The sequence below is a fragment of the Streptomyces sp. NPDC090798 genome, assembly GCF_044768965.1.
In the GTDB taxonomy this organism is placed as follows: domain Bacteria; phylum Actinomycetota; class Actinomycetes; order Streptomycetales; family Streptomycetaceae; genus Streptomyces.
In genome coordinates this window covers 193758-215812 of sequence record NZ_JBIVXA010000005.1, presented here as the reverse complement: position 1 = coordinate 215812, position 22055 = coordinate 193758, and the positions used below count along the sequence as shown (strand labels likewise).

The following is a 22055-nucleotide window of genomic DNA, read 5'->3' as shown; positions in this document are numbered from 1 at the left end:
TTGCCCGCGGAAAGCTACATCGTGGAAACACGGACGACCGCGGAGGTGGATCCGCGCGAGCGGGCCGACTTCTGGAGCGAGCACGTCGGGTCCCACCAGTCCAGAATGGGCTACCGGTACGCGCGCACCGACGACTTCCGTGGCGCGACGGTCCGCCAGCGCACCGAGCGCTATCAGCTCGTCAAGTTCTGTTCGGACGAGGTCGCGTACAGCAGGACCGCCCGTCAGGTCCGCCAGGACCCCGACGAGGACTACCGATTACTGCTGCCGCTCAGCGGGGAGATCGTACTGCGGCAGGACGGCCAGGAGGCCCGGCTGACACCGGGCACCGGCACCCTCGTCAGCTTCGGGGCGCCCTTCGAGTGTCTCCAGGACGCGTCGACGCACGCGTTCATCCTCACCATCCCCGCGCGCGAGATGGACGGCCCGCTGAACCGCAAGTCGCCGCTGGCCACGGGGCTCGATCTGAGCAGGGGGCTCGGCCGGGTGGTGAGCTCCATGATCAGCGACCTGCACGCGGAGCGGGACCATCTCACCGACGCGCACTTCAACGCCGTCTCCGACCGCGTCGTCGAGCTGCTGTGCATGCTCACCCTCGGCGACGACCGCCCCGACGGGGCGGGCCAACTCACCGACGTGGAGACGATGGTCCGCCGCTACGTCCGTGAACACGCCGCCGACCCGGGTCTCACCGGTACGTCCATGGCGCGCGCGCTCGGCTGGTCCCTGCGGCAGATCCAGCTGGCCCTGCAGCGCGCCGGTACCACTCCGCGCGACCTCATCCGCGAGGAGCGGCTGCGGCTGGTTCGTGAGCGCCTCCAGTGTGGCGACTGCGAGCACCTGACCATCACCGATCTGGCCTTCGCCTCGGGGTTCTCCTCGGCGAGCGGGCTGAGTACGGCGTTTCGGCAGCGGTACGGGGTGACTCCGCGGGAGATGCGGTCCGGGGGGCGGCGGCCGTAACGCCGTGATTCCGCCGGCCCCGGGGCTGCGTCCTGGATCCCCGGCCGCCGAGAGTCTTCTGGCTGCGGGCGAGCGGGGGCTGACCGCGCAGCTCCCCGCGCCCCCAAAAACCCCGCCCACCCGGCAAGCGAAAGCACCCCCAGCCGGGACCGCACCCCGCGACCCCGGCCGCCCGCAGTCCTCCGACCGCGGGCCAGCGGGGGCTGACCGCGCAGTTCCCCGCGCCCCTCAAAACCTCGCTCACCCGGTAACCGACGACGCCGGGGGTGCGGACCCGGCGTCGGCCCCAGGCTGCCGGCGGCCGCGCGAGCGACCCTTCCCAGGGGCGGATTCCGGCCCACTCCGGGTTGATGTGACTGCCGGATCGCACCATCCTTGTACATATGGTGAAAACGCCGGGCGATGCGGGGCGGGCAACCACGGCCGGTGACGCCATGGTGGTGGTCGACGCGCACGGAGTCGTGACCGGCTGGAACGAGGGCGCGCAGCTGCTGACCGGGTACACCGCGGCGGAGGTCACCGGCCGACCGGTGTCGGACCTGCTGGACGGGGACCCGGACGAGGCCTGGCGGGCGCTGCGGGCGAACGGCGGCCACGGTGTGGTGGCCGTACGGCGTGCGGACGGGCGGCGGACCGAGCTGGCCCTGCGGGCGTACCCGCTCCAGGGCCAGGAGGGGGAGCCGGCCGGATACGTGATCACCGCGGTGCCGGACGGGCAGGGCCGCGACCTGGGAGAGCTGGCCTTCAAGCAGGCGTCGGTGTCGATGTCGGTCTTCGACACCGAACAACGCTATCTGCGGATGAACGACACCGCCTGCCGGATCATGGGTGTCCAGGAGGCCGAGGTCCTGTACCGCTACTTCCCGGACACCGTCGAGAACGCGGAGCACAGCCGCGGCTTCTTCAACCATCTGCGCCAGGTGGTCGAGACCGGCCGCCCCGTCCACTACGAGAGCTGGACCCGGGCCCCCTCCGGGCTGCGCATGCACGCCTGGAACATCGAGATGTGGCCGCTGCGGGCCCCCTCCGGACAGTTGCTCGGCGTCTCGCTGGCCGGTTACGACAGCACCGAGCAGTACCGGGCCCGGCAGCGGCTCGCCCTGCTGAGCAAGTCCGCAGCCGCCATCGGTACGACGCTGGACGTGATCCACACCGCCCGTGAGCTGGCCCGGCTGGCGGTGCCCGAGCTGGCCGACTTCGTGAGCGTGGACCTGCTGGACTCGGTGGTCGAGGGCGAGGAGCCCACCGGCGGCCCGGTGGACGCCTATGTGGAGCTGCGCCGGGTCGCGCACCAATCCCGTACCGCCGGGGTGCAGGAAGCGGCGATCGACCTGGGCCCGGCGGACGTCTACCCGTCCTCCTCCCCACCGGTCCGCGCCCTGGTCACCGGACACGCGGTGCTCACCAGGACCGGCGACCCTGACGTCGACGGATGGCTCAGCCGGCACGGCGCCCGGGCCGCCAAGCCGCACCAGGCGGACCGCCGGGACTTCTCACTGATGGCGGTACCGCTGGTGGCGCGCGGTACGACGCTGGGGGTGGCGGTCTTCGTGAGGCTGCTCACCGCCGAGAGTCCGGACCCCTTCGACCAGGACGACGTGTCGCTGGCGCAGGAGCTGGCCAGCCGCACGGCCGTCTGCGTGGACAACGCCCGCCGGTACGCCAAGGAACGCACGACCGCCCTGGCCCTTCAGCGCAGCCTGCTGCCCCAGGCGATGGCGGGACAGGCGGCGGTCGAGTTCGCCTCCCGCTACCTTCCGGCGCTGTCGCGGGCGGGCGTCGGCGGCGACTGGTTCGATGTGATCCCGCTGTCCGGGACCCGGGTGGCGCTCGTCGTCGGCGACGTCGTCGGGCACGGCATCCACGCCTCCGTCACGATGGGCCGGCTCCGTACGGCGGTATGGACACTGGCCGACGTCGACCTGCCCCCGGACGAGCTGCTCACCCACCTCGACGACCTGGTCGGACATCTGGCGGCCGACGAGAGCCCGACGGGCGCGGAGATCGGCGCCACCTGTCTGTACGCGGTGTACGACCCGGTCTCCGGGCACTGCGCGGTCGCCACAGCCGGGCATCCGCCGCCCGCCGTGCTGTTCCCGGACGGCACCGTGAAGGTCGTCGAGGTGAGCGCGGGACCGATGCTCGGCGTGGGCGGGCTCCCCTTCGAGGCCACCGAGCTGCACCTGCCGGAAGGCTCCGTCCTCGCCCTCTACACCGACGGTCTCTTCGAGGCCCGCCACCTCGACGTGGACGCGGGCACGGCTGTGCTGTGCAGTGCGCTGACGGTCCCCGCCGGAAATCTGGACGACGCCTGCGACAACGTGCTCCAGGTGCTGCTGCCGCAGCATCCCAAGGACGACGTGGCCCTGCTGCTGGCCCGCACCCGCACCCTGGACAGCGACGAGGTGGCGGTGTGGGACCTGCCCGCCGATCCGGCGGAGGTCGCCACCGCCCGGTCGTACGCGACCGAGCAGCTGACCCGCTGGGGGCTCGACGAGGTCGCGTTCGTCACCGAACTCGTCGTCAGCGAACTGGTCACCAACGCCATCCGCTACGGCGGCGCGCCCATCCAGCTCCGGCTCATCCGCGACCGCACCCTCATCTGCGAGGTCTCCGACGCCAGCAGCACCTCTCCCCATCTGCGGCGGGCCCGCACCTTCGACGAGGGCGGCCGCGGGCTGCTCCTCGTCGCCCAGCTCACCGACCGCTGGGGCACCCGCACCACCGGCACCGGAAAGACGATCTGGGCCGAACAGGCGCTGCCGTTCGAGTGATCGCGTCCTGCGACCCGATCCGCCGGACAGGCCCTGGCGGGCGCTACTGGAAGTCGCAGCCGGGGTTGGGCGCGTCCTCCGAGTACGGCGAGCCGTGCGGCAGGACGTACAGCACGTCCAGGACGACGGGGACCGATCCCTCGTTGCGGCCGATGTGCACATGGCCGGGACCGGGGGGCTCGGTGATCGTGCGGCCGGCCGGGTAGGTGCCGTCCTGCGCGCAGGTGGCGTCGAAGTGGCTCAGGGTGCCCTTCTTCACGAGGCCGTACAGGGGACCGTCGTGGTAGTGCCAGCCGGTGCTCTGGCCGGGCGGGATGGTGATCTCCCGCAGCGTGTAGTCCGTGTTCCCCACGGTGGTCCGGTAGAGCACCGTCGCGGTGACACCGGGTCCGGACGGAGTCGCGTACGCGGTCCCGGCGACCAGCGACATGGCCGACAGGCCGAAGACCGCGGCGCCCGTCACTCCCGTACGCAGCACGGCACGGACAGCGGAAACCTCACGCGTCATCTCGTCCTCCCCCGTGTGAACGCAGGCAGCCCGCCAACAGCGGGCCCGCGCACCATCATTGAACATCCATGCCCCATGCGGAAGGTGCGATACCACCCAACTCACGCATCACGCGTCCAACTAGTGACGATGCGGCGACGGCACCCCCGCGTCGGCCACCTCCGGCATATGCCCGCTCACTTGACGGCCGAGTGTGACACACGATTGGCTCCGGCCCAACGAAAGTACGACAGTCGGTGCACAACATCCCGACATCGCACCGATCTCACTCTCCCCGCCCCCGCCGCTGGGCCGCACAGCGAGGTGCCGCACCCATGAACATGTCCCCCACACCTCACCACTCCCCCGGAACCCCGCCCCGCGCCGCCCTCATCGCCGTCATCGCCACGGCCTGTCTGCTCGCCGCCGGCTGCTCCGGCTCCGGCGGATCGAACGACACGAGCGACGCCTCGGCGGGAAAGGCGGGCACCGGCCGGATCAAGGTCGCCCTGATCACCCACGGCGCCCGCGGAGACGCGTTCTGGGAGCTGGTGCGCAAGGGCGCACAGGCGGCGGCCACCAAGGACAACATCGACCTGACGTACGCGAGCGACTCCGAGGCCGCCGCCCAGGCCAGCCTGGTGCGGGACGCGATCCGCGACCGGGTGGACGGCATCGCGCTGACACTGGCCAAACCGGAGGCGATGCAGAGCGCGGTCAGCGCGGCCAAGGCGGCGGGGATACCCGTGGTCGGTCTCAACTCCGGGATCGACGCCTGGAAGTCGGAGGGCCTGCTGGAGTACTTCGGCCAGGACGAGAGCGTCGCGGGCCGGGTCACCGGCGACAAACTGGACGAGCTCAAGGCCAAGCACGCCCTCTGTGTCATCCACGAACAGGGCAACATCGCCCTGGAGGCCCGCTGCGCCGGGGTGAAGAAGACCTTCGGCGGCGAGACCGACATGCTCTACGTGAACGGCACCGACATGGACGCGGTGGGCGCCGCCGTCACGGCCAGACTGCGCCAGGACCCGAGCGTCGACGAAGTCGTCATGCTGGGAGCGCAGTTCGCGCTCGCCGCGGTGAAGTCGGTGAAGGCGGCGGGCAGCAAGGCCCAGGTCGCCACCTTCGACCTCAACAGCACCGTGGTGAAGTCCGTGCAGAGCGGGGACGTGCAGTTCGCGGTGGATCAACAGCCCTATCTCCAGGGCTATCTGGCCGTGGACTCGCTCTGGCTCTACCACTCCAACGGCAACTTCAGCGGCGGCGGAACCGCTCCCGTGCTCACCGGACCCGCGTTCGTCACCAAGGAGAACGTCTCCTCGGTCGCGAAGTTCGCGGCGAACGGAGCCCGTTGAACCGCTGCCGCCCACACCGGCGGCACCAAGGTTTTCCGTCCCTCACGGTGCGTACGGTCACTTGTACGGATAGCATCCTGCGCACCCCCTCATCGCTGATCGCTCTAGGACGACGATGTCTCCACGGACCGGTGCCCGGCGCCGTCTCGGCTCCATACGTCTCTCCCTGATCCTGCTGGCGCTGGTCCCCAGCGTCACCCTCGCCGTCATGTGGGGTGTGACGACGACGCAGATCTTCTCGGAGGGGCTGCGACTGCGCGAACAGACGGGGCTGAGCCGGTCGACGGGCGCCATGGGCACCGAGGCGACGCTCGCGCTGCAACAGGAGCGCAGCCTGTCGGCCGCCTGGCTGGCCTCGCCGCACGGTTCCCGGGCCGCTCTGGACCGGCAGCGCGGGCGCACGGACGTCGCGGTCGCGAAACTGGTCCGCCGGTCCGAGGACTTCAGAAACGCGCCCGCCCGGATCGGCGACCGGATGTACTCGGTCATCGCCTCGGTGGGAAGCCTGGAGTACTACCGGGGACAGGTGGACCACCCCACCGACATCACCGCCCAGCAGGCCCTGGACCAGTACACCTCGATCATCGGCGACCAGATCCACGCCTTCCAGGAACTCTCCCAGGTCGACGACGGCGATCTCACCTCGCAGGCAGGGCCGCTGATCACGGTGGGGAACGCGGCGGAGCTGGTCGCCCAGGAGGACGCCCGGCTCGCGCTGGCCTGGCCCTCGGGAAAGCTCGACCAGCAGTCGTGGCAGCAGTTCGCCCAGCAGGTCGACGTCCGCCGCTGGGTCTTCCGGAGCCAGGTCCTCGACTCGCTGCACGGTGCCGTGAAGGACCAGGTCGAACGGGTCCTCCAGAGCCAGGACTGGAAGACCCTGGAGAGCGTCGAGGACCAGATCGTCGCGGCCCGGACGGTCCACGGCCGGGTGGCCAGGACGGTCGAGCTGCCCGACGCGCAGGCCCGCTGGAACACCGCGCTCGGCAGGATCTCCGAGCAGTACTCGAACCTGATCCAGCAGCAGACCACGCAACTGCTCGACCGCAGCGCCGAGAACGCGCACAGCCTGCTGATCAAGGCTGCCGCGCTGAGCGCCGGCGGACTCGTCGCCCTGCTGGTGTGCGTCGTGATGTCCTGGCGCATCACCCGCTCCCTCTCCCGGCGGCTGCGCGGTCTCCGGATGGCCACGCTCAGCCTCGCCGAGGAGCGGCTGCCCGACGTGGTCGCCCGGCTGAACCGGGGCGAGAAGGTCGACGTGGAGTCCGCCACCCCGCCGCTGGACTACGGCGAGGACGAACTCGGCCAGGTGGCCAAGGCGTTCAACACCGCACAGCGCACGGCGGTGCACACTGCGGTGGAACTCGCCGACACCAGACGCGGCTTCCAGAAGGTGATCCTGGGCATCGCCCGGCAGAGCCAGAACCTGGTCAACCTTCAGCTCAGCAAGCTCGACGCGCTGGAACGCGAGCACCAGGACCCGAGGGTCCTCAAGGGCCTGTACGAACTCGACTCCACCGCCAGCCAGCTGCGCCGCTACGAGGAGAACCTCGTCATCATCAGCGGCGAGCAGCCCCGGCGCAGCTGGACCGAACCGGTAGCGCTGATCGACATCCTGCGCAGCGCCGTCGGTGAGGTCGCCCAGTACCAGCGGGTGGAGGTGCACACCGACGACGAGGTGTACCTGAGCCCGCCCGCGGTGGCCGACGTCATCCATCTGCTGGCCGAGCTCATCGACAACGCGACCGCCTACTCCCCCGCGCCCAGCCCGGTCGGGGTGCGGGCCGCGATGGTGGCCAAGGGCCTGGCCGTCGAGATCGAGGACCGGGGGCTCGGCCTGTCCGAGGAGGACTACGCCGCGTTCAACGCCCAGTTGGCCCTGGCCCCGCAGTTCGACGTGGTGGCGCTCGCCGACGACCTGCGGCTCGGCATGTTCGTGATCGCGCGGCTCGCCACCCGGCACGGCATCGCCGTCACCCTGCGCTCCTCGCCGTACGGCGGGACCACCGCGATCGTGCTGATCCCGCACGACATCGTGGTCCGCGAGATCTCCGACTCCCCCGCCACCGACGGGGACACCGCGGTACCGGCGGCGGTCGTGGCCGCGAGGGGCGCCGACGACGCCGCGGTACCGGAGCGCCAACCCCATGAACGTACGGAGGAGGCGCACCCCGCCGCCCGGGCCCGCACGGCCGACTCCGCCGCGCCCCGCTCCGCCCCCGCTCCGGGCACCGCCCGCCGCGACGGACTTACTCCGCTGCCGCGCCGGGTGCCGCAGACCAGCCTGGCCACGGAGCTGCGGGAGGAGGCGGCACCCTCCGAGGCCGACGACAAGGACGCCACCGACCTCGCCGACTTCACCGCGGAACGCGCCGCCTCCTCGCTCGGGGGCTTCCAGCGCGGGACGCTCCGGGCCCGCGGCGACGAGGAGATGTCGTACGACCACGTGGGCCAGGAACCGTCGAACGACCACGGGGAGGACCCGGCCCCGACCCAGCCCGCAGACCGCTCGTGGACTCCGCCCGCCGACCGCTCGTGAAGGACAGAGAAATGACACGCCCCAGCACCGCCACACACAGCCAGCTCGACCAGCTGCTCACCGGACTGGTGGAACGGGTCGCCGATGTGAACCATGCCGTCGTGCTCTCCGAGGACGGACTGGTCGTCAGCAAGTCCACGGCGTTCGTCCGCGACGACGCCGAACGGCTGGCGGCGACCGCGTCCGGTCTGATGAGCCTCAGCAAGGGCGTCAGCATGGACTTCCGCGGCGGCCCGGTGCGCCAGGCGCTGATCGAGATGCGCGACAGCTATCTGATCCTCACCGCCGCGGGCCCCGGCGCCCATCTCGCCGTGCTCACCAACCAGGGCGCGGACGTCGGTGTGGTGGCGTACCAGATGAACATGCTGGTGAAGAAGATCGGCGAGCACCTCAGGGCAGCACCTCGTGCGGGCGTCGCCGCCGCGGCCGACAACGGCGAATGAGGTGAGCGAAGGCGACGCGGCCGGCCGGCTGGTACGGCCGTTCACGCTGACCGGAGGACGCACCCGGCCCAGCCGCGCCGACTTCACCCTCATCACGTCGGTGACCGCGGTGGATCCGCCGCCCGAGGGCGCCACCCGGCCGCAGCCCGAGCACTCCCGGATCCTGCGGCTGTGCGCGAAGACGATCGTGGTGGCGGAACTCGCCGCCGAACTCGACCTGCCGGTGAGCGTGGTCGTGATCCTGCTCTGCGATCTGCTGGAGGCGGGCCGGATCACCGTCCAGGCTCCGCGTCTCGTCTCCCGTACCCCGGACCTGGACCTGCTGCAGAAAGTGAGGGACGGCCTTGGCCGGCTCTGACCCCGCCGCGCGCGGGACTTCGGCACCCGACGCGCCCTCCGCTCCCGACGCGGTCAAGATCCTGATCGCCGGAGGGTTCGGCGTCGGCAAGACGACCATGGTCGGGGCGGTCAGCGAGATCGTCCCGTTGCGCACCGAGGAACCCCTCACCTCCGCCGGTCTGCACGTAGACGACCTCGACGGCATCGAGGAGAAAGGGGCCACCACCGTGGCCCTGGACTTCGGGCGGATCACCCTCAGCCCCGAACTGGTCCTGTACCTCTTCGGCACCCCGGGCCAGCAGCGGTTCTGGTTCATGTGGAACGACCTCGCCATCGGCGCCCTGGGCGCCGTGGTCCTCATCGACGTCCGCAGGCCGGAGTCCAGCTTCGCCGCCATCGACTTCTTCGAGCGGCGCGGCATCCCCTTCGTCGTCGGCGTCAACGGCTTCCACGGACAGCACCCGTACACCCCCGAGGAGATCCGCGACGCGCTGGCCCTGCCGGAACGGACCCCCGTGCTGCTCTGCGACGCCCGGGAGCGCGGGTCGTGCCGGGACGTACTGATCACTCTGATCGACGAGTTGATCGCTTCGTCCAGCCACAACTGACGTACCCGTCATCGAGATCGCCACCTGGGTCTGTATCGAAAGCCTAGCGGGCTGGGTGGTCAGGCCCTGTCATCTGTGTTGATCAGGGTTCAGGTTCGGTGATTGCTGGTGTGAGGCGTTGTCTTCTGGAAACAGTGTCGATCCGTGGGGGACCGGCGCTGGCCGAGGGGTGAGCCTACAACCCTGGGCACTTGTGGGCTGTCTTCTCGGTGTACGGCAAGCAACGTCCCGATGCTTCCACCCGCACCGTGAGGACCCCTTCCATGAAGTTCCGTCCGGCCGTGATCGCGGCCGCCGCCTCCGTCGCCCTGTTCGCCGGCTCGCCCGCAGCCCGGGCGGTGGAGGACCCCGGGACTCTGCCCAAGTGCACCGACGTGTCGACCGCTTACGGCGGCTACGAGCAGGACGAGGTGACGGTCTCGGTCGACGTGGAGGCCACCGTGCTGATGGCCGGCGGCGACTGGCAGCCGGCCCGGGGCTCCGTGACGAACGTCGGCAAGCGGGACCTGCCGGCGGTCGTGGCGAGTGTTGACCCCTGGCTTGAGACCGATGACCCGGAGCTGGCCGATATGAGCGACTTCGTGAAGGTGGAGGCACGGACCGCGGACGGCGGGTGGCAGCCGCTGGACGGCTCCGGCAGGATCGACGCGCCTGCGTTGAAGTCCGGCGAGACGAGGACGTACGAGCTGCGCGTGCGCGTCGTCAAGGATGCGCCGAAGACGCTCGGTGGCTCCGAGTTCGACTTCACGGGCGCCTTCGCGGACGTCTATCGCTTCCCGGACACCGGCAAGGAAGTCGCCTGCGCGGGCGTCGCCCACGGCAACGACACCTTCCGGATCCAGCGGACAGCCACCGGCCCGACCCCGGAGCCCACCACCGCGAAGCCGACGCCGAGCGCCACCGCGCCGACCTCGACGCCTTCACCGACGGACTTGGCAACGGCCGCCCCGACGTCGCCGCCTGCCACCACGTCCGCTCCGCCCGCCGCGCCGTCACACACCCACGGGGAGATGGCCGAGACCGGCACCTCGAACGCCACCGTCCCCCTCGCCGCGGCTGCCGGGGCTCTCGCCGTGCTCGGTGTCGGAGCGGTGCTGTTCACCCGCCGCCGCAGGGGCTGACCAGCGCGGGCCGGTGGTCATGGGCGTCTGCGAGGATCGGAGTATGCCATTCGAGATGCACGGGCCCGGCGCAGCGCGGCGGCCTTGGTTGCCGCGGCCTGCGCGCTGTGCACGGGCCTGCTCGATTCGCTGCAGCGGGTTGTGAGGCGTAGGTCTACCGAGCAGGTCGGTGGGTGGCACGTCCCACGCTCAGACACGTGTAGCCGGCGTGGGCCATGTCGTGGGGGTTCAGCAGGTTTCGTCCGTCGAGGAGCACCGCAGTGCGCATGAGCTGTTGTGCCGCTGCCCAGTCGGTGTCCAGGAGCTGAGGCCATTCCGTGACGATGATGGCGGCGTCGGCACCGGTGAGGGCTGCGGAGACGGTGCTTCGGCGTTCGGCCTGGTTCCACGGTTGGACGTTGGCAGGGTGCGCCATGGGATCCCAGCAGGTGAGTACGGCTCCCTCGGCAAGGAGACGGGAGGCGAGGACTGTGCTGGGTGCCTCGCGCGACAGTGACAGCTGCTTCGCTCCCGCGGCTCTCGAACAGACGCTCATCCCGTTCGCTCGCCCTCGCGTGCAGTCGGTGGCCGGCATCGTCATCGCCACCAACAATCGCGCGAACTGGCTGGTACGGATTACCGACCTGTGGTTCGTCGTCTGCCAGCTCGTCGACCGCTCGGGCCAGTCTGCGGTCGGCGCCGTCATGGTCAACTCCGGTCCACTCGCGGCCTACCGGGCCGGCATCATCCGCGACAACCTCGACGGCTACCTCGAGCGACTCGTCGTCGGGCTTGATCGACTCGATCAGGTCGCCGTGTGGCCGGCGACGTTCGCCGGCGCAGCTGACCTGGCAGCCTCCGGGCAGCGGGAGGGCTCGCCCAGGGCCGCCTGAGCAAGCCCTCGTTGTCGGTGGACAGGTTGATGACGCAGTTGGAGATGACGACGTCGATGGTGTTCGCGGGCAGCGGGATGGCCGCGTTGGTGCCCTTGAGGAACTCGACGTCGGTAGCGCCGGCCTTCTGCTGATTCTCGAGCGCGAGGGCGAGCATCTCCTCGGTCATGTCGAGCCCGTACGCTGCCGGTGGGGCCGACGCGGCGAGCGGAAAGCAGTACGTCGACTCCGCCGCCGGAGCCGAGGTCCAGGACGCGTTCGCCTTCGTAGAGGTCGGTCACCGCGGTCGGGTTGCCGCAGCCGAGGGAGGCGGCGAGGGCCTCAGCGGGCAGGGTGTCGCGCTCGTCTTCGGCGTACAGGGTGGAGCCGAAGTTGTCGTCGAACTCGATGGCCTCGGGTCCGCAACAGGCGGTGCCGCCCGCGCCAGTCGACCATTTCCATAAACTATGAATATAAAAAGCCTATGCTTCGAGCGTGAGTCGTCAAGACACCGCTCCTGGCGCGTCCGCCGCCATCGGGGCAGCCCTCTACGGCCTGGCCACCAGGGCCGCGAGACGCCTGCCCCGGGACATGAGCCTGACGTCCGCCGCCACCCTGGCCACCCTGGACCGGACCGGCCCGCGGCGCATCACCGATCTGGCCACGGTCGAGGGCGTCACCCAGCCCGCGATGACCGCCCTGGTCCGGGTGATGGAGGAGTCCGGCCTGGTCGAGCGGCGAGGTGACGCGTCCGACAAGCGGGTCACGCTGGTGTGCCTGACCGAGGCCGGCGCCTCCTACGTCCGGACGCGGCGCCAGGCGGGCGTCCACGCGTTCGAGCGGTTGATCGGCGAACTCACCGGCGACGAGGTCGAGGCGCTGGTGGCGGCCCTTCCGGCGCTGAAGCATCTGGCAGAGCGCGAAAGCCAGGACCGCGAAGGGCCGAAGCAGTGACTAGGCAGCCGGTCGGCGGGGTCGCGGTGAAGACGTTCCCGGTGGCGCGTTCCGAGGCGCGGCTGCTGGTCCCCGCCCTGATGTTCATCGCTCTGGTCGTGGCGGCGGTCGCCAGCCTCGGCACGCCGCTCATCACCAGCGTGGCGACCTCGTTCCACGTCTCGCTCGGCAGCGCGCAGTGGACGCTGACCGTCGCGCTGCTCAGCGGCGCCGTCGCCACGCCGGTCCTGGGCCGGCTCGGAGCCGGCCCGCACCGGCGGGCCACGGTCCTCGCCACGCTGGCGGTCGTCGTCGCCGGCAGCGCGCTCACCGTGCCGCCGCTGCCGTTCGCGTGGCTGCTGGCCGGCAGGGCGGCCCAGGGCGTCGGGCTCGGGCTGACGGCGCTGATGATGGGCGTGGCCCGGGACCACCTCCCCGAGGAGCGCAGCGCGGCCGTGATCGCCCTGATCTCGGTGGTCTCGATCATCGGGGCCGGCGTCGGCTACCCGCTGGCCGCACTGCTCGCCGAGCTCGGCGGGGTACGGGCCGCCTACGGCCTCGGCCTGGTCGTCACCGCCGCCGCCCTCCTGACCGCGTGGCGCTCCGTTCCCGAAGCCCCCGAAGGCCGCTCCGCCCACGTGGACGTGGCAGGCGCGGTCGTCCTGGCCGCCGCGCTGCTCCTGGTGCTGTTCCTCGCCGGCGAACGGAATCTGTGGAGCCGGCACCTCGCCGTGGCGGCGGGCCTCGCCGTCGTCGCGGTGGTGCTGCTCTGCGTCTGGGCCGTCATCGAACTGCGCAGCACGACGCCCCTGGTCGATGTGCGGGCGGTGCGGCACCCGGCGGTCGCCGGGGCGAACCTCGCCATGTTCGTCGGCGGGATCGGCATGTACCTCCTGCTCACGCTCATCACCCGGTACGCGCAGACGCCGCACGGCGCCGGCTACGGCTTCGGGCTGACGACCTTCGTCGCCGGGCTGGTCCTCATCCCGTTCTCGGTGCTGGGGTTCGTCGCCGGCAAGCTCACGCCGCGGGTCCGGACGCGGATCGCCGACCCCCTGCTCCTGGCCGGCAGCGCCGTCGTGGTCGGCGGCGGGTTCGCCCTGTTCGCGGCGGCCCGGTCGGACCTGGCCGAACTGTTCGCGGCGATGGGCGTGCTCGGCTTCGGCGTCGGCGGCTTCTCGGCCGCGATGCCCGGCGTCATCCTGGCCGTCACCCCCAAGAGCGAGACGTCGAGCGCCATGAGCTTCAACTACGTCGTCCGCAGCGTCGGGTACTCCCTGGGCAGCGCCATCGGCGGCCTGATCCTCGCCGCGGGCACCGGCCCCGGCCACTTCTTCCCCGACGACAGCGCCTACACCACCGCGGCGCTGGTCGGCATCGGCGCCATGGCGATCACGACGCTGACAAGCCTCGCTCTCGCCCGCCGACGCTCGTCCGAGACCAACCCGTAAGTCAGATGCACTCATCCCACCACTGGAGGTTCCATGCCCAAGGGCTACTGGGTCAGCGCCTACCGCACCATTTCAGACCCTGAGAAGCTGGCTGCTTACAACAAACTGGCCGCTCCGGCCGTCAAGGCCGGGGGCGGTCGGATCCTCGTCCGTGGCGGTCGGGTCGTGGCGCATGACGCCGGAATCGCCGAGCGCACCGTCCTGGTCGAGTTCGACAGCTTCGAGCAGGCCGTCGCGGCGCACGAGAGTGCGGCCTACCAGGAGGCGCTGGTCGCCCTCTCCGACGGCGTCGAGCGCGACTTCCGCATCGTCGAAGGCATCGACTGACCGAGGTCCAGTCGGATCTTCATCGCCGGGTTCCTGACCCGCCGGCTGGACGAGAAGGCCCGGGGCCGGACCTGGTACGAGACCGAACTGATCCCCAGGATCGGGCCGTTCGCCCTGTACGGGCTGCTTCACGATCGTCGTGCTGTTCGTGCTGCTGGGTGAGGCGATCACCTCCCGGCCGCTCGACGTGGTGCGGATCGCGCTGCCGCTGCTGGTGTACTTCGCGCTCATGTGGGCCGGGTCCATGGCCCTGGGTAAGACCGTCGGCCTGGACTGTCCGCGGGCGACCACGCTGGCCTTCACGGCCGCGGGCAACAACTTCGAACTCGCCATCGCGGTGGCGATCGCCACCTTCGGCGCGACTTCCGGCCACGCCCTGGCGGGCGTGGCCGGTCCGCTCATCGAGGTGCCGGTGCTGATCGGGCTCGTCTATGTCGCCCTTGCCGCCCGCCGCTTCTTCTCTCAACCCGCCCCGGTGACCGGCCAGTCGGCTGCCCTCGAAGAAGGAGCCGCTCGTGTGTGAGACCGTCTCCGGCAAGCCGTCCGTGCTGTTCGTGTGCGTGCACAACGCCGGACGCTCCGTCCAGGTCGGTGGTCGACCCGGCACGATCGGCGGGCCGGTGTCGGCGAGCACGTCCAGGAGGACCTGGCGGCGTTCCACGTACGGACGCGGGCGAAGGTCAGGGAAGCCCGCCGCAGGATGGGCCAGGACGTCGAACGCGACGTACATCGCGGGGGGCCGGTCGGCGAGCTCCCGGGCCCGGCGGGGATGGGCGCGGGACTTCGCCGCCTCGAAGCTGATCCGCGCGTTGCCTTCGTTGTCGGCGAGGTACACGACCGCCTCGCCGTCCAGGATCACGCCGGGCGGCAGGCGCATGGCGGCCACGGCCAGGTCCATCCAGAGCGCGGTGACGTCGCGGCCGGTCCTGCCTGGACGCCTCCGACGTCGGCTGATCCAGCCATCCACCCCCGCAGGGGCGGCCGATCGGACATCCCCCACCGGTGTGCCGCCCGAGGAAGTTGCCACCGTGCGGGAGCTCCGGTCGTGTCGCCCAGCCGCTGGTGCCCCTTCCCCTCCCGGACACCGCACCGTCACACCGGGCGGGAACGTTCCCACTGTCCCCCTCCGCTCTGCCTCTCCTTGTGTCCGTCCGCCGGTGCCGCGGGCGTGACGTGGAAGGACGATGTGCGCCGTGTCCCCGCTCCCGCTCGACGGTCTCCCCGTAGTACACCCCGCCCCCGTCCGGTCCCCCGCCGCCGCACGCCTGGCCCGTCTCACCCGTCTGACGCCGGCCCTGCTGCCGCTCCTGGCGATCGGAGCGTGGGCGGCGGTCGACTGGCGCGCGGTGAGCGAGGGCGCCGCCCGGCTGGCCGCCGCCGATCCCCGGTGGCTGCTGGCCGGGGTCTTCTTCACCTGCCTGGGCTGGGTGGCCGCCGCGTGCGTCCGGCAAGGCGCCCTGCCGGAACGGCTGCCGCCCGGGCCGCTGCTCGCCTCGCAGTTCGCCGCGGGCGCCGCCAACCACATCCTTCCGGCGAGCATCGGCGCCCACGCCGTCACCCTGCGCTTCCTCCAGCGCCGCGGCATACCCCTGGCCCGGGCCACCGCCTCGCTCGCCCTGTACTCACTGGTCAAGCCGCTGGCGAAGACAGTGGTGCTCGTCGCATTCCTCGTGGCCCTCCCGGACGCCCTACGGCTCGGCGACCTCGCCCCGGACACCTGGACGTTGCTCATGGCCGCCGGGGCCGCGGTGCTCGCTCTCGCCACCGCCGCCCTGCTCCTGACCGTCGTACGTCCGCTGCGCCGCCCGGCGCTCGGCTTCGTACACACCGCCCTGGCCGAGGCGCGGACCCTGCACACCCGGCCCGGCCGCGTCCTCGCCCTGTGGGGCGGGTCGGCCGCCGCCCCGGTGCTCCAGGGGAGCGTGATCGCCTCGGTCGGGTTCTCGCTCGGGCTGCCGCTGTCCTGGGCCCAAGTGGTCCTCGCGCTGCTGCTCGCCAGTACCGCCGTCGGCGCGGTGCCCGCCCCGGGCGGCATCGGCCCGGTCGACGCGGCCATGGTCTTCACCATGGCCGCGTTCGGCGCCCCGGTGTCCCTGGCCACGGCAACCGTCATCGGCTACCGCGTCCTGACCGTCTGGATCCCCCTGCTCCCCGGCGCCCTGGTCCTCTCGGCCCTCATCCATCGCGAGGTGCTGTGAGCCTCAGCCCTCGTCCGGAGCCAACCGCAGCGAGATGCTGTTGATGCAGTACCGCTGATCGGTCGGGGTCGGGTAACCCTCGCCCTCGAAGACATGACCGAGGTGCGACCCGCAGCGGGCGCACCGCACCTCCGTACGGACCATCCCGTGGGAGCGGTCCGCGATCAGTTCGACCGCGTCGGAGTCCTTCGGGTCGTAGAAGGACGGCCAGCCGCAGTGGGACTCGAACTTCTCGTTCGAGGTGAAGAGTTCGGCGCCGCAGGCGCGACAGGAGTAGACACCCTTGGTCTTGCTGTCGGTGTACTCGCCCGTGAAGGCGGGCTCGGTGCCCGCCTTGCGCAGGACGGTGTACTCAGCCGGGGTCAGCTCCGCGCGCCACTGCTCGTCCGGCTTTTCGATGTCGTACGACATGAAGCTCAACCCCTCACAAACGTCACGGCTACTTCGACAGGCGGGTCAGGATCTCGGGACCGAGGTCCGTCACGTCTCCCGCGCCCATGGTGAGAACGAGATCACCGGGCTTCGCCATTCCCGCCACGACCGAGGGCGCCTGCGCCTTGTCGTGGACCGGTGTCACGTCCGCGCCCGCCGCCCGCGCCGCCTCGATGATCAGCTCGCTGGTGACGCCCGGGATCGGGTCCTCGCGGGCCGGGTAGATGTCCAGCACGATCGAGGCGTCGGCCAGGGCCAGGGACTGGCCCATCTCCTTGGCCAGCTCCTGGGTGCGGGAGAACAGGTGGGGCTGGAAGACCACCAGGATGCGGCCGCCGGCACCCGCGCGCATGGCCTCCAGGTCGGCCGTCATCTCGGTCGGGTGGTGCGCGTACGAGTCGACGACCTGGACGCCCGCCTCCTCGCCCTTCAGCTGCAGACGCCGCTTCACGCCCGTGTAGGAGGCGATCGCGGGGGCCAGCTCCGCGGCCGGAATGCCCAGCGCCGCGCCCGCCGCCAGCGCGGCCACCGCGTTGTGCGCGTAGTGGCGGCCGGGGACGGAGACGGCGAAGGTCAGCTCCGTGCCGTCGAGGAGCACCGTCACCTCGCTCTTCAGGCCGTGGGGGACCACGGACAGGACCCGTACGTCCGCGTCCGGCGCGTCGCCGTACGTCACCACCCGTACGTCCGCCGGCAGGCGCCGGGTCAGTTCGCGCGCGCCCTCGTGGTCCGCGGAGATCACCAGCGTGCCGCCCGGCACGATCTTGCCCGCGAAGATCTCGAAGGACTCGTAGATCTCGTCGATGGAGGCGTAGTTGGCGTGGTGGTCGAGCTCGACGTTGAGGACGATCGCGACCTCGGGGGCGTACTTGTGGAAGCTGCGGTCCGATTCGTCGGCCTCGGCGACAAAGATCTCGCCGTCGCCGTGCAGGGCGTTCGAGCCGGGGGCGTCCAGGTCGCCGCCGATCGCGTACGAGGGGTTCAGTCCCAGCGCGGAGAGGGACACGGCGAGCATCGACGTGGTCGTGGTCTTGCCGTGCGTGCCCGCGACCGCGATCGGGCGCAGGCCGTCCATCAGCCGGGCGAGGGCGTCCGAACGGTGGACCACCGGGATGCCGAGCTCGGCCGCGCGGGCCAGCTCCGGGTTGTCCGCGCGGATCGCCGAGGACACCACCACACAGGTGGCGTCGGACGCCAGGTGGTCCGCCGCGTGGCCGATGTGCACGGTCGCGCCCAGCGCCCGCAGGGCCTCGGCGGTGGCGGACTCCTTCGCGTCGCTGCCCGCCACCTTCGCTCCGCGCTGCGCCAGGATCTTGGCGATGCCCGACATTCCGGCGCCGCCGATGCCGATGAAGTGCGGTCGGTCCATGGCGGTAGGAAGGCCGGGTGCCATGCGTGTATCTCCCAAGATCCGGTACGACGGTAAGCGCGCTCCCACAGACAGGAACCCGCCCAAGCCTATTCCGTGCGGCCCGCTGCAACCCCCCAGGGGCGCGGGGCCCCACGGCCGAGGCCGGCGGCAGCGACTACGCCTTGCTGTGCGAGAACAGTTTCAGCACCGGCACGCCGACCTTGTGGCGGGCCCGCGAGGCCCAGTCGCGGTGGAAGAACTCCTCCACGTAGTGCGGGTCGGTCAGCACGATGACCTCGTCCGCGTCGATCTCGTCGACCAGCGCCTTGAGCGCGTCCAGCGGGTGGTCCTCGATGAGCCGCCCCTCGGCCTCGCTGCCGGCCGAGTGCAGCGCCACCAGCGACACGTCGAGGGCCTGCTGCCCCTGACCGGCCGCGTCCGCGCCCTCCGGCGTCTCACGCTCGTGGGCCGCCTCGTCCAGCTCCCCGAGCGCGACGTCGTCGATGGCCCGCAGCAGCCGGTCCGCCTGGTCGCCGCGCGGCTGGAGCAGCACATGGAAGGCGACCGCCTCGTCACCGTGCAAGGTGGTGACGAACTCCACGTCGGCGGACGTCAGGGCCTTCTCGATCATCAATACGCTTGTGAACACGACAGGCGCCCTTCTCCTCCGTGGGCCTCCCTGGCCCCCTGCGGAAACCATCCTGCCCCGTGATCGCACGGGTACTGCGATTTTTAGTGTGCCCAGCGGAAGATAATCGGAACGATCCACTCCGTTACCTCGCCAGGCCGCCGGTCAGGGGCGACGGTATCGGGCGAAGAGGAATCCGGCCTCCTCCAGGAGGGACGCCAGTTCGAACCGCTGGGGGACCGCCATCGCGGGCCCCCCGGCGATCCGCTGCGCGTCTCCCGCGGTGAGCGTCGGGGACAGGGTCAGACACAGTTCGTCGAGGACACCCGCCGCGACCATCTGGCCCAGCAGCCGCGGGCCGCCCTCCGTCAGCAGCCGGGTCATGCCGCGCCCGGCGAGGGCACGTACGGCCCGTACCGGGTCCACGCCCATCCCGTCCCCGGCGATCACCACCTCGGCGCCCGCCTTCTCGGCCGCCGCCACCCGGTCGGGGGCCGCCGCGGCGCCCGTCAGGACGAGCGTGGGCACCAGGGGCGAGGTGAACAGGGGCAGCGAGAAGTCCAGGTCGAGGCTCGCGGTGACGACGGCGATCACGGGCGCCGGGCCCTGTCCGGCCGCCTCCCGGGACCCCGCGAACTCCGCACGCGCGCGTGCCGGACGGTAACCCTCCTGGCGTACCGTTTCCGCGCCGACGACCACGACGTCCGCGAGAGCCCGCAGCACCCCGAAGATCCGCATGTCGGCGGCGCTGGAGATGCCCTGGGACTTCCCGTCGTGCTGGGCGGCGCCGTCGAGCGTGGAGACCATGTTGGCCCGCAGCCAGGGCTCCGGGGCACCGGCGGAGCGGTGTTCGGGGTAGGCGTACGCCTCCGCCAGCTCCAGCAGTTCCCACTCACGGTCCGTCGCATCCGTCACATCCGCCACAGCCGCACCAGGGGCATCGGGGGCCCCGGCGGCGGCCTGGGCTGCTGTTTCGTGGGTCACAGGGAACAGGCGTCGCATGTCGTGCAGTGTGGCACGGCCCTTAGAGTGGGGAACCGTGTCGTCCTCCTCCGCCGCTTCCGGGATCGAACCGATACCCGAAGCAGCCCCCACGTCCCTGTGCGCCCGCGAGCCGCACGTCCCCGCGGACCGGCTGGTCGCCGAGATGGTGCCGCCGCCGCGCTTCGACTCCGTGCGCTTCGAAACGTACATTCCGGACCCGAACCAGCCGAGCCAGACCGAGGCCGTACAGGTCCTCGCCGGTTTCGCGGCCGGTCTCGGCGGGGCGCACGCGCTCGGCAGCGGCAAGCGGGGTTTCTTCGGCTTCGGCAAGTCCAAGGCGCCGAAGACCCCGGCCGGCCCCCGGGGCGTCTACCTGGACGGCGGCTACGGCGTCGGCAAGACCCACCTGCTCGCCTCCCTGTGGCACGCCACCCCGGCCGAGCCCGCGCTCAAGGCCTTCGGCACCTTCGTGGAGCTGACGAACCTGGTCGGCGCGCTCGGCTTCCAGAAGACCGTGCAGACGCTCTCCGGGCACCGCCTCCTGTGCATCGACGAGTTCGAACTCGACGACCCGGGCGACACCGTCCTCGTCTCCACCCTGCTCGGCAAGCTGGTCGACGCGGGGGTCGCGCTCGCTGCCACCTCGAACACCCTGCCGGGCAAGCTCGGCGAGGGCCGGTTCGCGGCCGCCGACTTCCTGCGCGAGATCCAGGGGCTGTCGGCGCACTTCCGGCCGCTGCGCATCGACGGCGAGGACTACCGCCACCGCGGGCTGCCCGAGGCCCCGGCGCCGTTCACCGACGAGCAGGTCACGAAGGCCGCGTACGCCACGGACGGGGCCTCCCTCGACGACTTCCCGCATCTGCTCGACCACCTCGCGCGCGTGCACCCCAGCCGCTACGGCGCCCTGACCGACGACCTGAAGGCCGTCTGCCTCACCGACGTCCAGCCGGTGCCGGACCAGTCGACGGCGCTGCGGCTCGTGGTGCTCGCCGACCGGCTGTACGACCGCGAGGTGCCCGTCCTCGCCTCCGGGATGCCCTTCGACCAGCTCTTCAGCGAGGAGATGCTGAACGGCGGCTACCGGAAGAAGTACTTCCGCGCGATCTCCCGGCTCACCGCGCTGGCCCGCGACGCCAAGGGACTCGTCGAGGCGTAGTTTTCGGCCCCTCCACAGCGTTTTCGGCCCTCTTCACCGTGAAACGTCGAGTTAACCCTGCAAACAACTTGCCGCGTTAATCTATGTATCGACATGGAGGACGAGACGTCGGGAGGGGGGCGCATGTTACGAGGTACGACGGCCCGCCCCCTGTACGTGGTACTCGCCGCCGTCCTGATCGGCCTGCAGCTCTTCGCCCCCACCGAGGCGTTCGCGTCCGTGCACAGGGGCGAAGTCGTCTCCTGCGCCGAAGCGGAGCATCCGCACAAGGTGGCGCCCCCTCTGGGCGCCCGTCAGCGGACCCGCGACGACGATCTCGTCCCCGACCCGCCCGCGCGCGCCCTGCTCGCGAGCGACCCCGCGGCCTCGTACCCGCCGCTCGCGCTCGCCCCGGCGCACCCGCGCACGTCGAGATCCTCGACCGCCCACTCCCCCGCCGCACTTCAGGTCTTCCGCTGCTGAGCGGAGCGCGTCCCCCCACGCTCCGTCTTGTAAGCCGACGCGCCCTCAGGGCGCGCCAGGAGGAACTGACATGCAGCCCCTCATCGACCATGCCCGCTCCTTCGGCCGACGGGCCGAGGAATTCGCTTCGCTCGCCAACGGCCAGTCCCCGCAGGTCCTGTTCATCACCTGCTCCGACTCCCGGGTCGTTCCGGCCCTGATCACCGGCGCCCGCCCGGGCGAGCTCTTCGAGCTGCGCACCGCGGGCAACATCGTCCCGCCGTACGTCCCCGGCCGGCCGACCTCCGAGGCGGCCACCGTCGAGTACGCGGTGGACGTGCTCGGCGTGTCCGAGATCGTGGTCTGCGGCCATTCGCACTGCGGCGCCGTCGGCGCGCTGGTGCGCGGCGAGGACCTCACGGCCGTACCCGCCGTGCGCGACTGGCTCGCGCAGGCGCAGCGCCCGACCGGCGCGGCGGGCGACGACCCCACCGTCGCCGAGGCGGTGCAGAACCACGTCCTCGCGCAACTGCTCAGGCTTCGCGGATACCCGTGTGTGGAAAAGGCCCTGACGACGGGCCGGCTGCGTCTGCACGGCTGGTACTACGAGGTCCACACCGGAGCCGTGCGTGAACACCGTGCGCACACCGACACCTTCGAGGCGCTGTGAGCCG

General features: G+C 71.3%; 22 protein-coding genes and 3 pseudogenes. 17 read left to right on the top strand and 8 right to left on the bottom strand.

What is annotated here, in order from left to right; all coding sequences use genetic code 11:
- The first annotated feature begins 21 nt into the window (after nt 1-21).
- Nucleotides 22-963: an AraC family transcriptional regulator gene (locus tag ACIQTP_RS13495; protein ID WP_402038381.1), complete on the top strand. Its 942-nt coding sequence runs from the start codon at nt 22-24 to the stop codon at nt 961-963.
- A gap of 383 nt (nt 964-1346) precedes the next feature.
- Nucleotides 1347-3737 carry a SpoIIE family protein phosphatase gene (locus tag ACIQTP_RS13490; protein WP_403399398.1) on the top strand — a complete coding sequence of 797 codons (2391 nt, stop codon included), beginning with the start codon at nt 1347-1349 and terminating at the stop codon, nt 3735-3737.
- A 43-nt stretch (nt 3738-3780) separates the two neighbouring features.
- Here the strand turns inward: ACIQTP_RS13490 and ACIQTP_RS13485 are convergent, their stop codons facing one another.
- A complete protein-coding gene (locus ACIQTP_RS13485) occupies nt 3781-4245 on the bottom strand; it encodes a cupin domain-containing protein (protein WP_403399396.1) in 465 nt (154 codons plus the stop codon).
- 314 nt (nt 4246-4559) lie between these two features.
- Here ACIQTP_RS13485 and ACIQTP_RS13480 point away from each other — a divergent pair, with 314 nt between their 5' ends.
- The 6 genes from ACIQTP_RS13480 to ACIQTP_RS13455 all read left to right on the top strand — a co-directional run bounded on the left by ACIQTP_RS13480 (nt 4560) and on the right by ACIQTP_RS13455 (nt 10626).
- Nucleotides 4560-5579: a substrate-binding domain-containing protein gene (locus ACIQTP_RS13480; protein ID WP_403399395.1), complete on the top strand. Its 1020-nt coding sequence runs from the start codon at nt 4560-4562 to the stop codon at nt 5577-5579.
- 115 nt (nt 5580-5694) lie between these two features.
- Nucleotides 5695-8115, top strand: a complete 2421-nt coding sequence (locus ACIQTP_RS13475) for a nitrate- and nitrite sensing domain-containing protein (RefSeq protein ID WP_403399393.1) — start codon at nt 5695-5697, stop codon at nt 8113-8115.
- An 11-nt stretch (nt 8116-8126) separates the two neighbouring features.
- Nucleotides 8127-8558 carry a roadblock/LC7 domain-containing protein gene (locus tag ACIQTP_RS13470; protein WP_054236774.1) on the top strand — a complete coding sequence of 144 codons (432 nt, stop codon included), beginning with the start codon at nt 8127-8129 and terminating at the stop codon, nt 8556-8558.
- Nucleotide 8559: 1 nt separating this feature from the next.
- Complete coding sequence (locus ACIQTP_RS13465) at nt 8560-8916, top strand: DUF742 domain-containing protein (protein WP_402038394.1); 357 nt, start codon at nt 8560-8562, stop codon at nt 8914-8916.
- Nucleotides 8903-9505: a GTP-binding protein gene (locus ACIQTP_RS13460; protein WP_403399390.1), complete on the top strand. Its 603-nt coding sequence runs from the start codon at nt 8903-8905 to the stop codon at nt 9503-9505. The genes ACIQTP_RS13465 and ACIQTP_RS13460 overlap by 14 nt, the downstream gene beginning before the upstream one ends.
- A gap of 263 nt (nt 9506-9768) precedes the next feature.
- Entirely contained in the window at nt 9769-10626 is an 858-nt protein-coding gene (locus ACIQTP_RS13455) for an LPXTG cell wall anchor domain-containing protein (RefSeq protein WP_403399388.1), read from the top strand.
- 154 nt (nt 10627-10780) lie between these two features.
- Here the strand turns inward: ACIQTP_RS13455 and ACIQTP_RS13450 are convergent, their stop codons facing one another.
- Entirely contained in the window at nt 10781-11161 is a 381-nt protein-coding gene (locus ACIQTP_RS13450) for a UDP binding domain-containing protein (protein WP_403399386.1), read from the bottom strand.
- 28 nt (nt 11162-11189) lie between these two features.
- Between ACIQTP_RS13450 and ACIQTP_RS13445 the strand changes: the two genes are divergently transcribed.
- Nucleotides 11190-11498 (top strand): hypothetical protein, encoded by a 309-nt coding sequence (locus ACIQTP_RS13445; RefSeq protein WP_403399384.1) that lies wholly within the window; start codon nt 11190-11192, stop codon nt 11496-11498.
- A 13-nt stretch (nt 11499-11511) separates the two neighbouring features.
- Here the strand turns inward: ACIQTP_RS13445 and ACIQTP_RS13440 are convergent.
- Nucleotides 11512-11950, bottom strand: a pseudogene (locus ACIQTP_RS13440) (methyltransferase domain-containing protein); the annotation flags it as partial.
- A 118-nt stretch (nt 11951-12068) separates the two neighbouring features.
- On the opposite strand from ACIQTP_RS13440, the gene ACIQTP_RS13435 reads away from it, so the two are divergent.
- The 4 genes and pseudogenes from ACIQTP_RS13435 to ACIQTP_RS13420 all read left to right on the top strand — a co-directional run.
- Nucleotides 12069-12431: a MarR family winged helix-turn-helix transcriptional regulator gene (locus ACIQTP_RS13435; RefSeq protein WP_403399826.1), complete on the top strand. Its 363-nt coding sequence runs from the start codon at nt 12069-12071 to the stop codon at nt 12429-12431.
- Nucleotides 12428-13861: an MFS transporter gene (locus tag ACIQTP_RS13430; RefSeq protein WP_403399382.1), complete on the top strand. Its 1434-nt coding sequence runs from the start codon at nt 12428-12430 to the stop codon at nt 13859-13861. Before ACIQTP_RS13435 ends, ACIQTP_RS13430 begins: the two co-directional genes overlap by 4 nt.
- 33 nt (nt 13862-13894) lie before the next feature.
- The gene (locus ACIQTP_RS13425) at nt 13895-14188 is read left to right on the top strand and encodes a DUF1330 domain-containing protein (RefSeq protein WP_403399380.1); all 294 of its coding nucleotides are present in this window, start codon (nt 13895-13897) and stop codon (nt 14186-14188) included.
- Between the two features lie 21 nt (nt 14189-14209).
- Nucleotides 14210-14711: pseudogene (locus ACIQTP_RS13420) on the top strand (arsenic resistance protein); the annotation flags it as partial.
- A gap of 117 nt (nt 14712-14828) precedes the next feature.
- On the opposite strand, the pseudogene ACIQTP_RS13415 reads toward ACIQTP_RS13420, so the two are convergent.
- A pseudogene (locus ACIQTP_RS13415) lies at nt 14829-15155 on the bottom strand (hypothetical protein); the annotation flags it as partial.
- Between the two features lie 226 nt (nt 15156-15381).
- Here ACIQTP_RS13415 and ACIQTP_RS13410 point away from each other — a divergent pair.
- The gene (locus ACIQTP_RS13410) at nt 15382-16386 is read left to right on the top strand and encodes a YbhN family protein (protein ID WP_403399378.1); all 1005 of its coding nucleotides are present in this window, start codon (nt 15382-15384) and stop codon (nt 16384-16386) included.
- 3 nt (nt 16387-16389) lie between these two features.
- On the opposite strand, the gene msrB is transcribed toward ACIQTP_RS13410, so the two are convergent.
- From msrB to ACIQTP_RS13390, 4 genes are all read right to left on the bottom strand, one after another.
- The gene (gene msrB, locus ACIQTP_RS13405) at nt 16390-16797 is read right to left on the bottom strand and encodes a peptide-methionine (R)-S-oxide reductase MsrB (protein ID WP_402038400.1); all 408 of its coding nucleotides are present in this window, start codon (nt 16795-16797) and stop codon (nt 16390-16392) included.
- A gap of 28 nt (nt 16798-16825) precedes the next feature.
- Complete coding sequence (gene murC, locus ACIQTP_RS13400) at nt 16826-18211, bottom strand: UDP-N-acetylmuramate--L-alanine ligase (protein ID WP_403399376.1); 1386 nt, start codon at nt 18209-18211, stop codon at nt 16826-16828.
- A 133-nt stretch (nt 18212-18344) separates the two neighbouring features.
- Entirely contained in the window at nt 18345-18818 is a 474-nt protein-coding gene (locus tag ACIQTP_RS13395; protein WP_402038404.1) for an indole-3-glycerol phosphate synthase, read from the bottom strand.
- A gap of 144 nt (nt 18819-18962) precedes the next feature.
- Nucleotides 18963-19799, bottom strand: coding sequence for a pyrimidine reductase family protein (locus ACIQTP_RS13390; RefSeq protein ID WP_403399374.1), 837 nt, complete (start codon nt 19797-19799; stop codon nt 18963-18965).
- Between ACIQTP_RS13390 and zapE the strand changes: the two genes are divergently transcribed.
- The 3 genes from zapE to ACIQTP_RS13375 all read left to right on the top strand — a co-directional run bounded on the left by zapE (nt 19798) and on the right by ACIQTP_RS13375 (nt 22051).
- The gene (gene zapE, locus ACIQTP_RS13385; protein WP_403399372.1) at nt 19798-20940 is read left to right on the top strand and encodes a cell division protein ZapE; all 1143 of its coding nucleotides are present in this window, start codon (nt 19798-19800) and stop codon (nt 20938-20940) included. The two genes, ACIQTP_RS13390 and zapE, sit on opposite strands and share 2 nt — an antisense overlap.
- A 123-nt stretch (nt 20941-21063) precedes the next feature.
- On the top strand, nt 21064-21402 hold the full coding sequence (locus ACIQTP_RS13380) for a hypothetical protein (RefSeq protein ID WP_403399369.1): 339 nt from the start codon (nt 21064-21066) through the stop codon (nt 21400-21402).
- A 70-nt stretch (nt 21403-21472) separates the two neighbouring features.
- Nucleotides 21473-22051: a carbonic anhydrase gene (locus ACIQTP_RS13375; protein ID WP_403399367.1), complete on the top strand. Its 579-nt coding sequence runs from the start codon at nt 21473-21475 to the stop codon at nt 22049-22051.
- Nucleotides 22052-22055 lie beyond the last annotated feature (4 nt).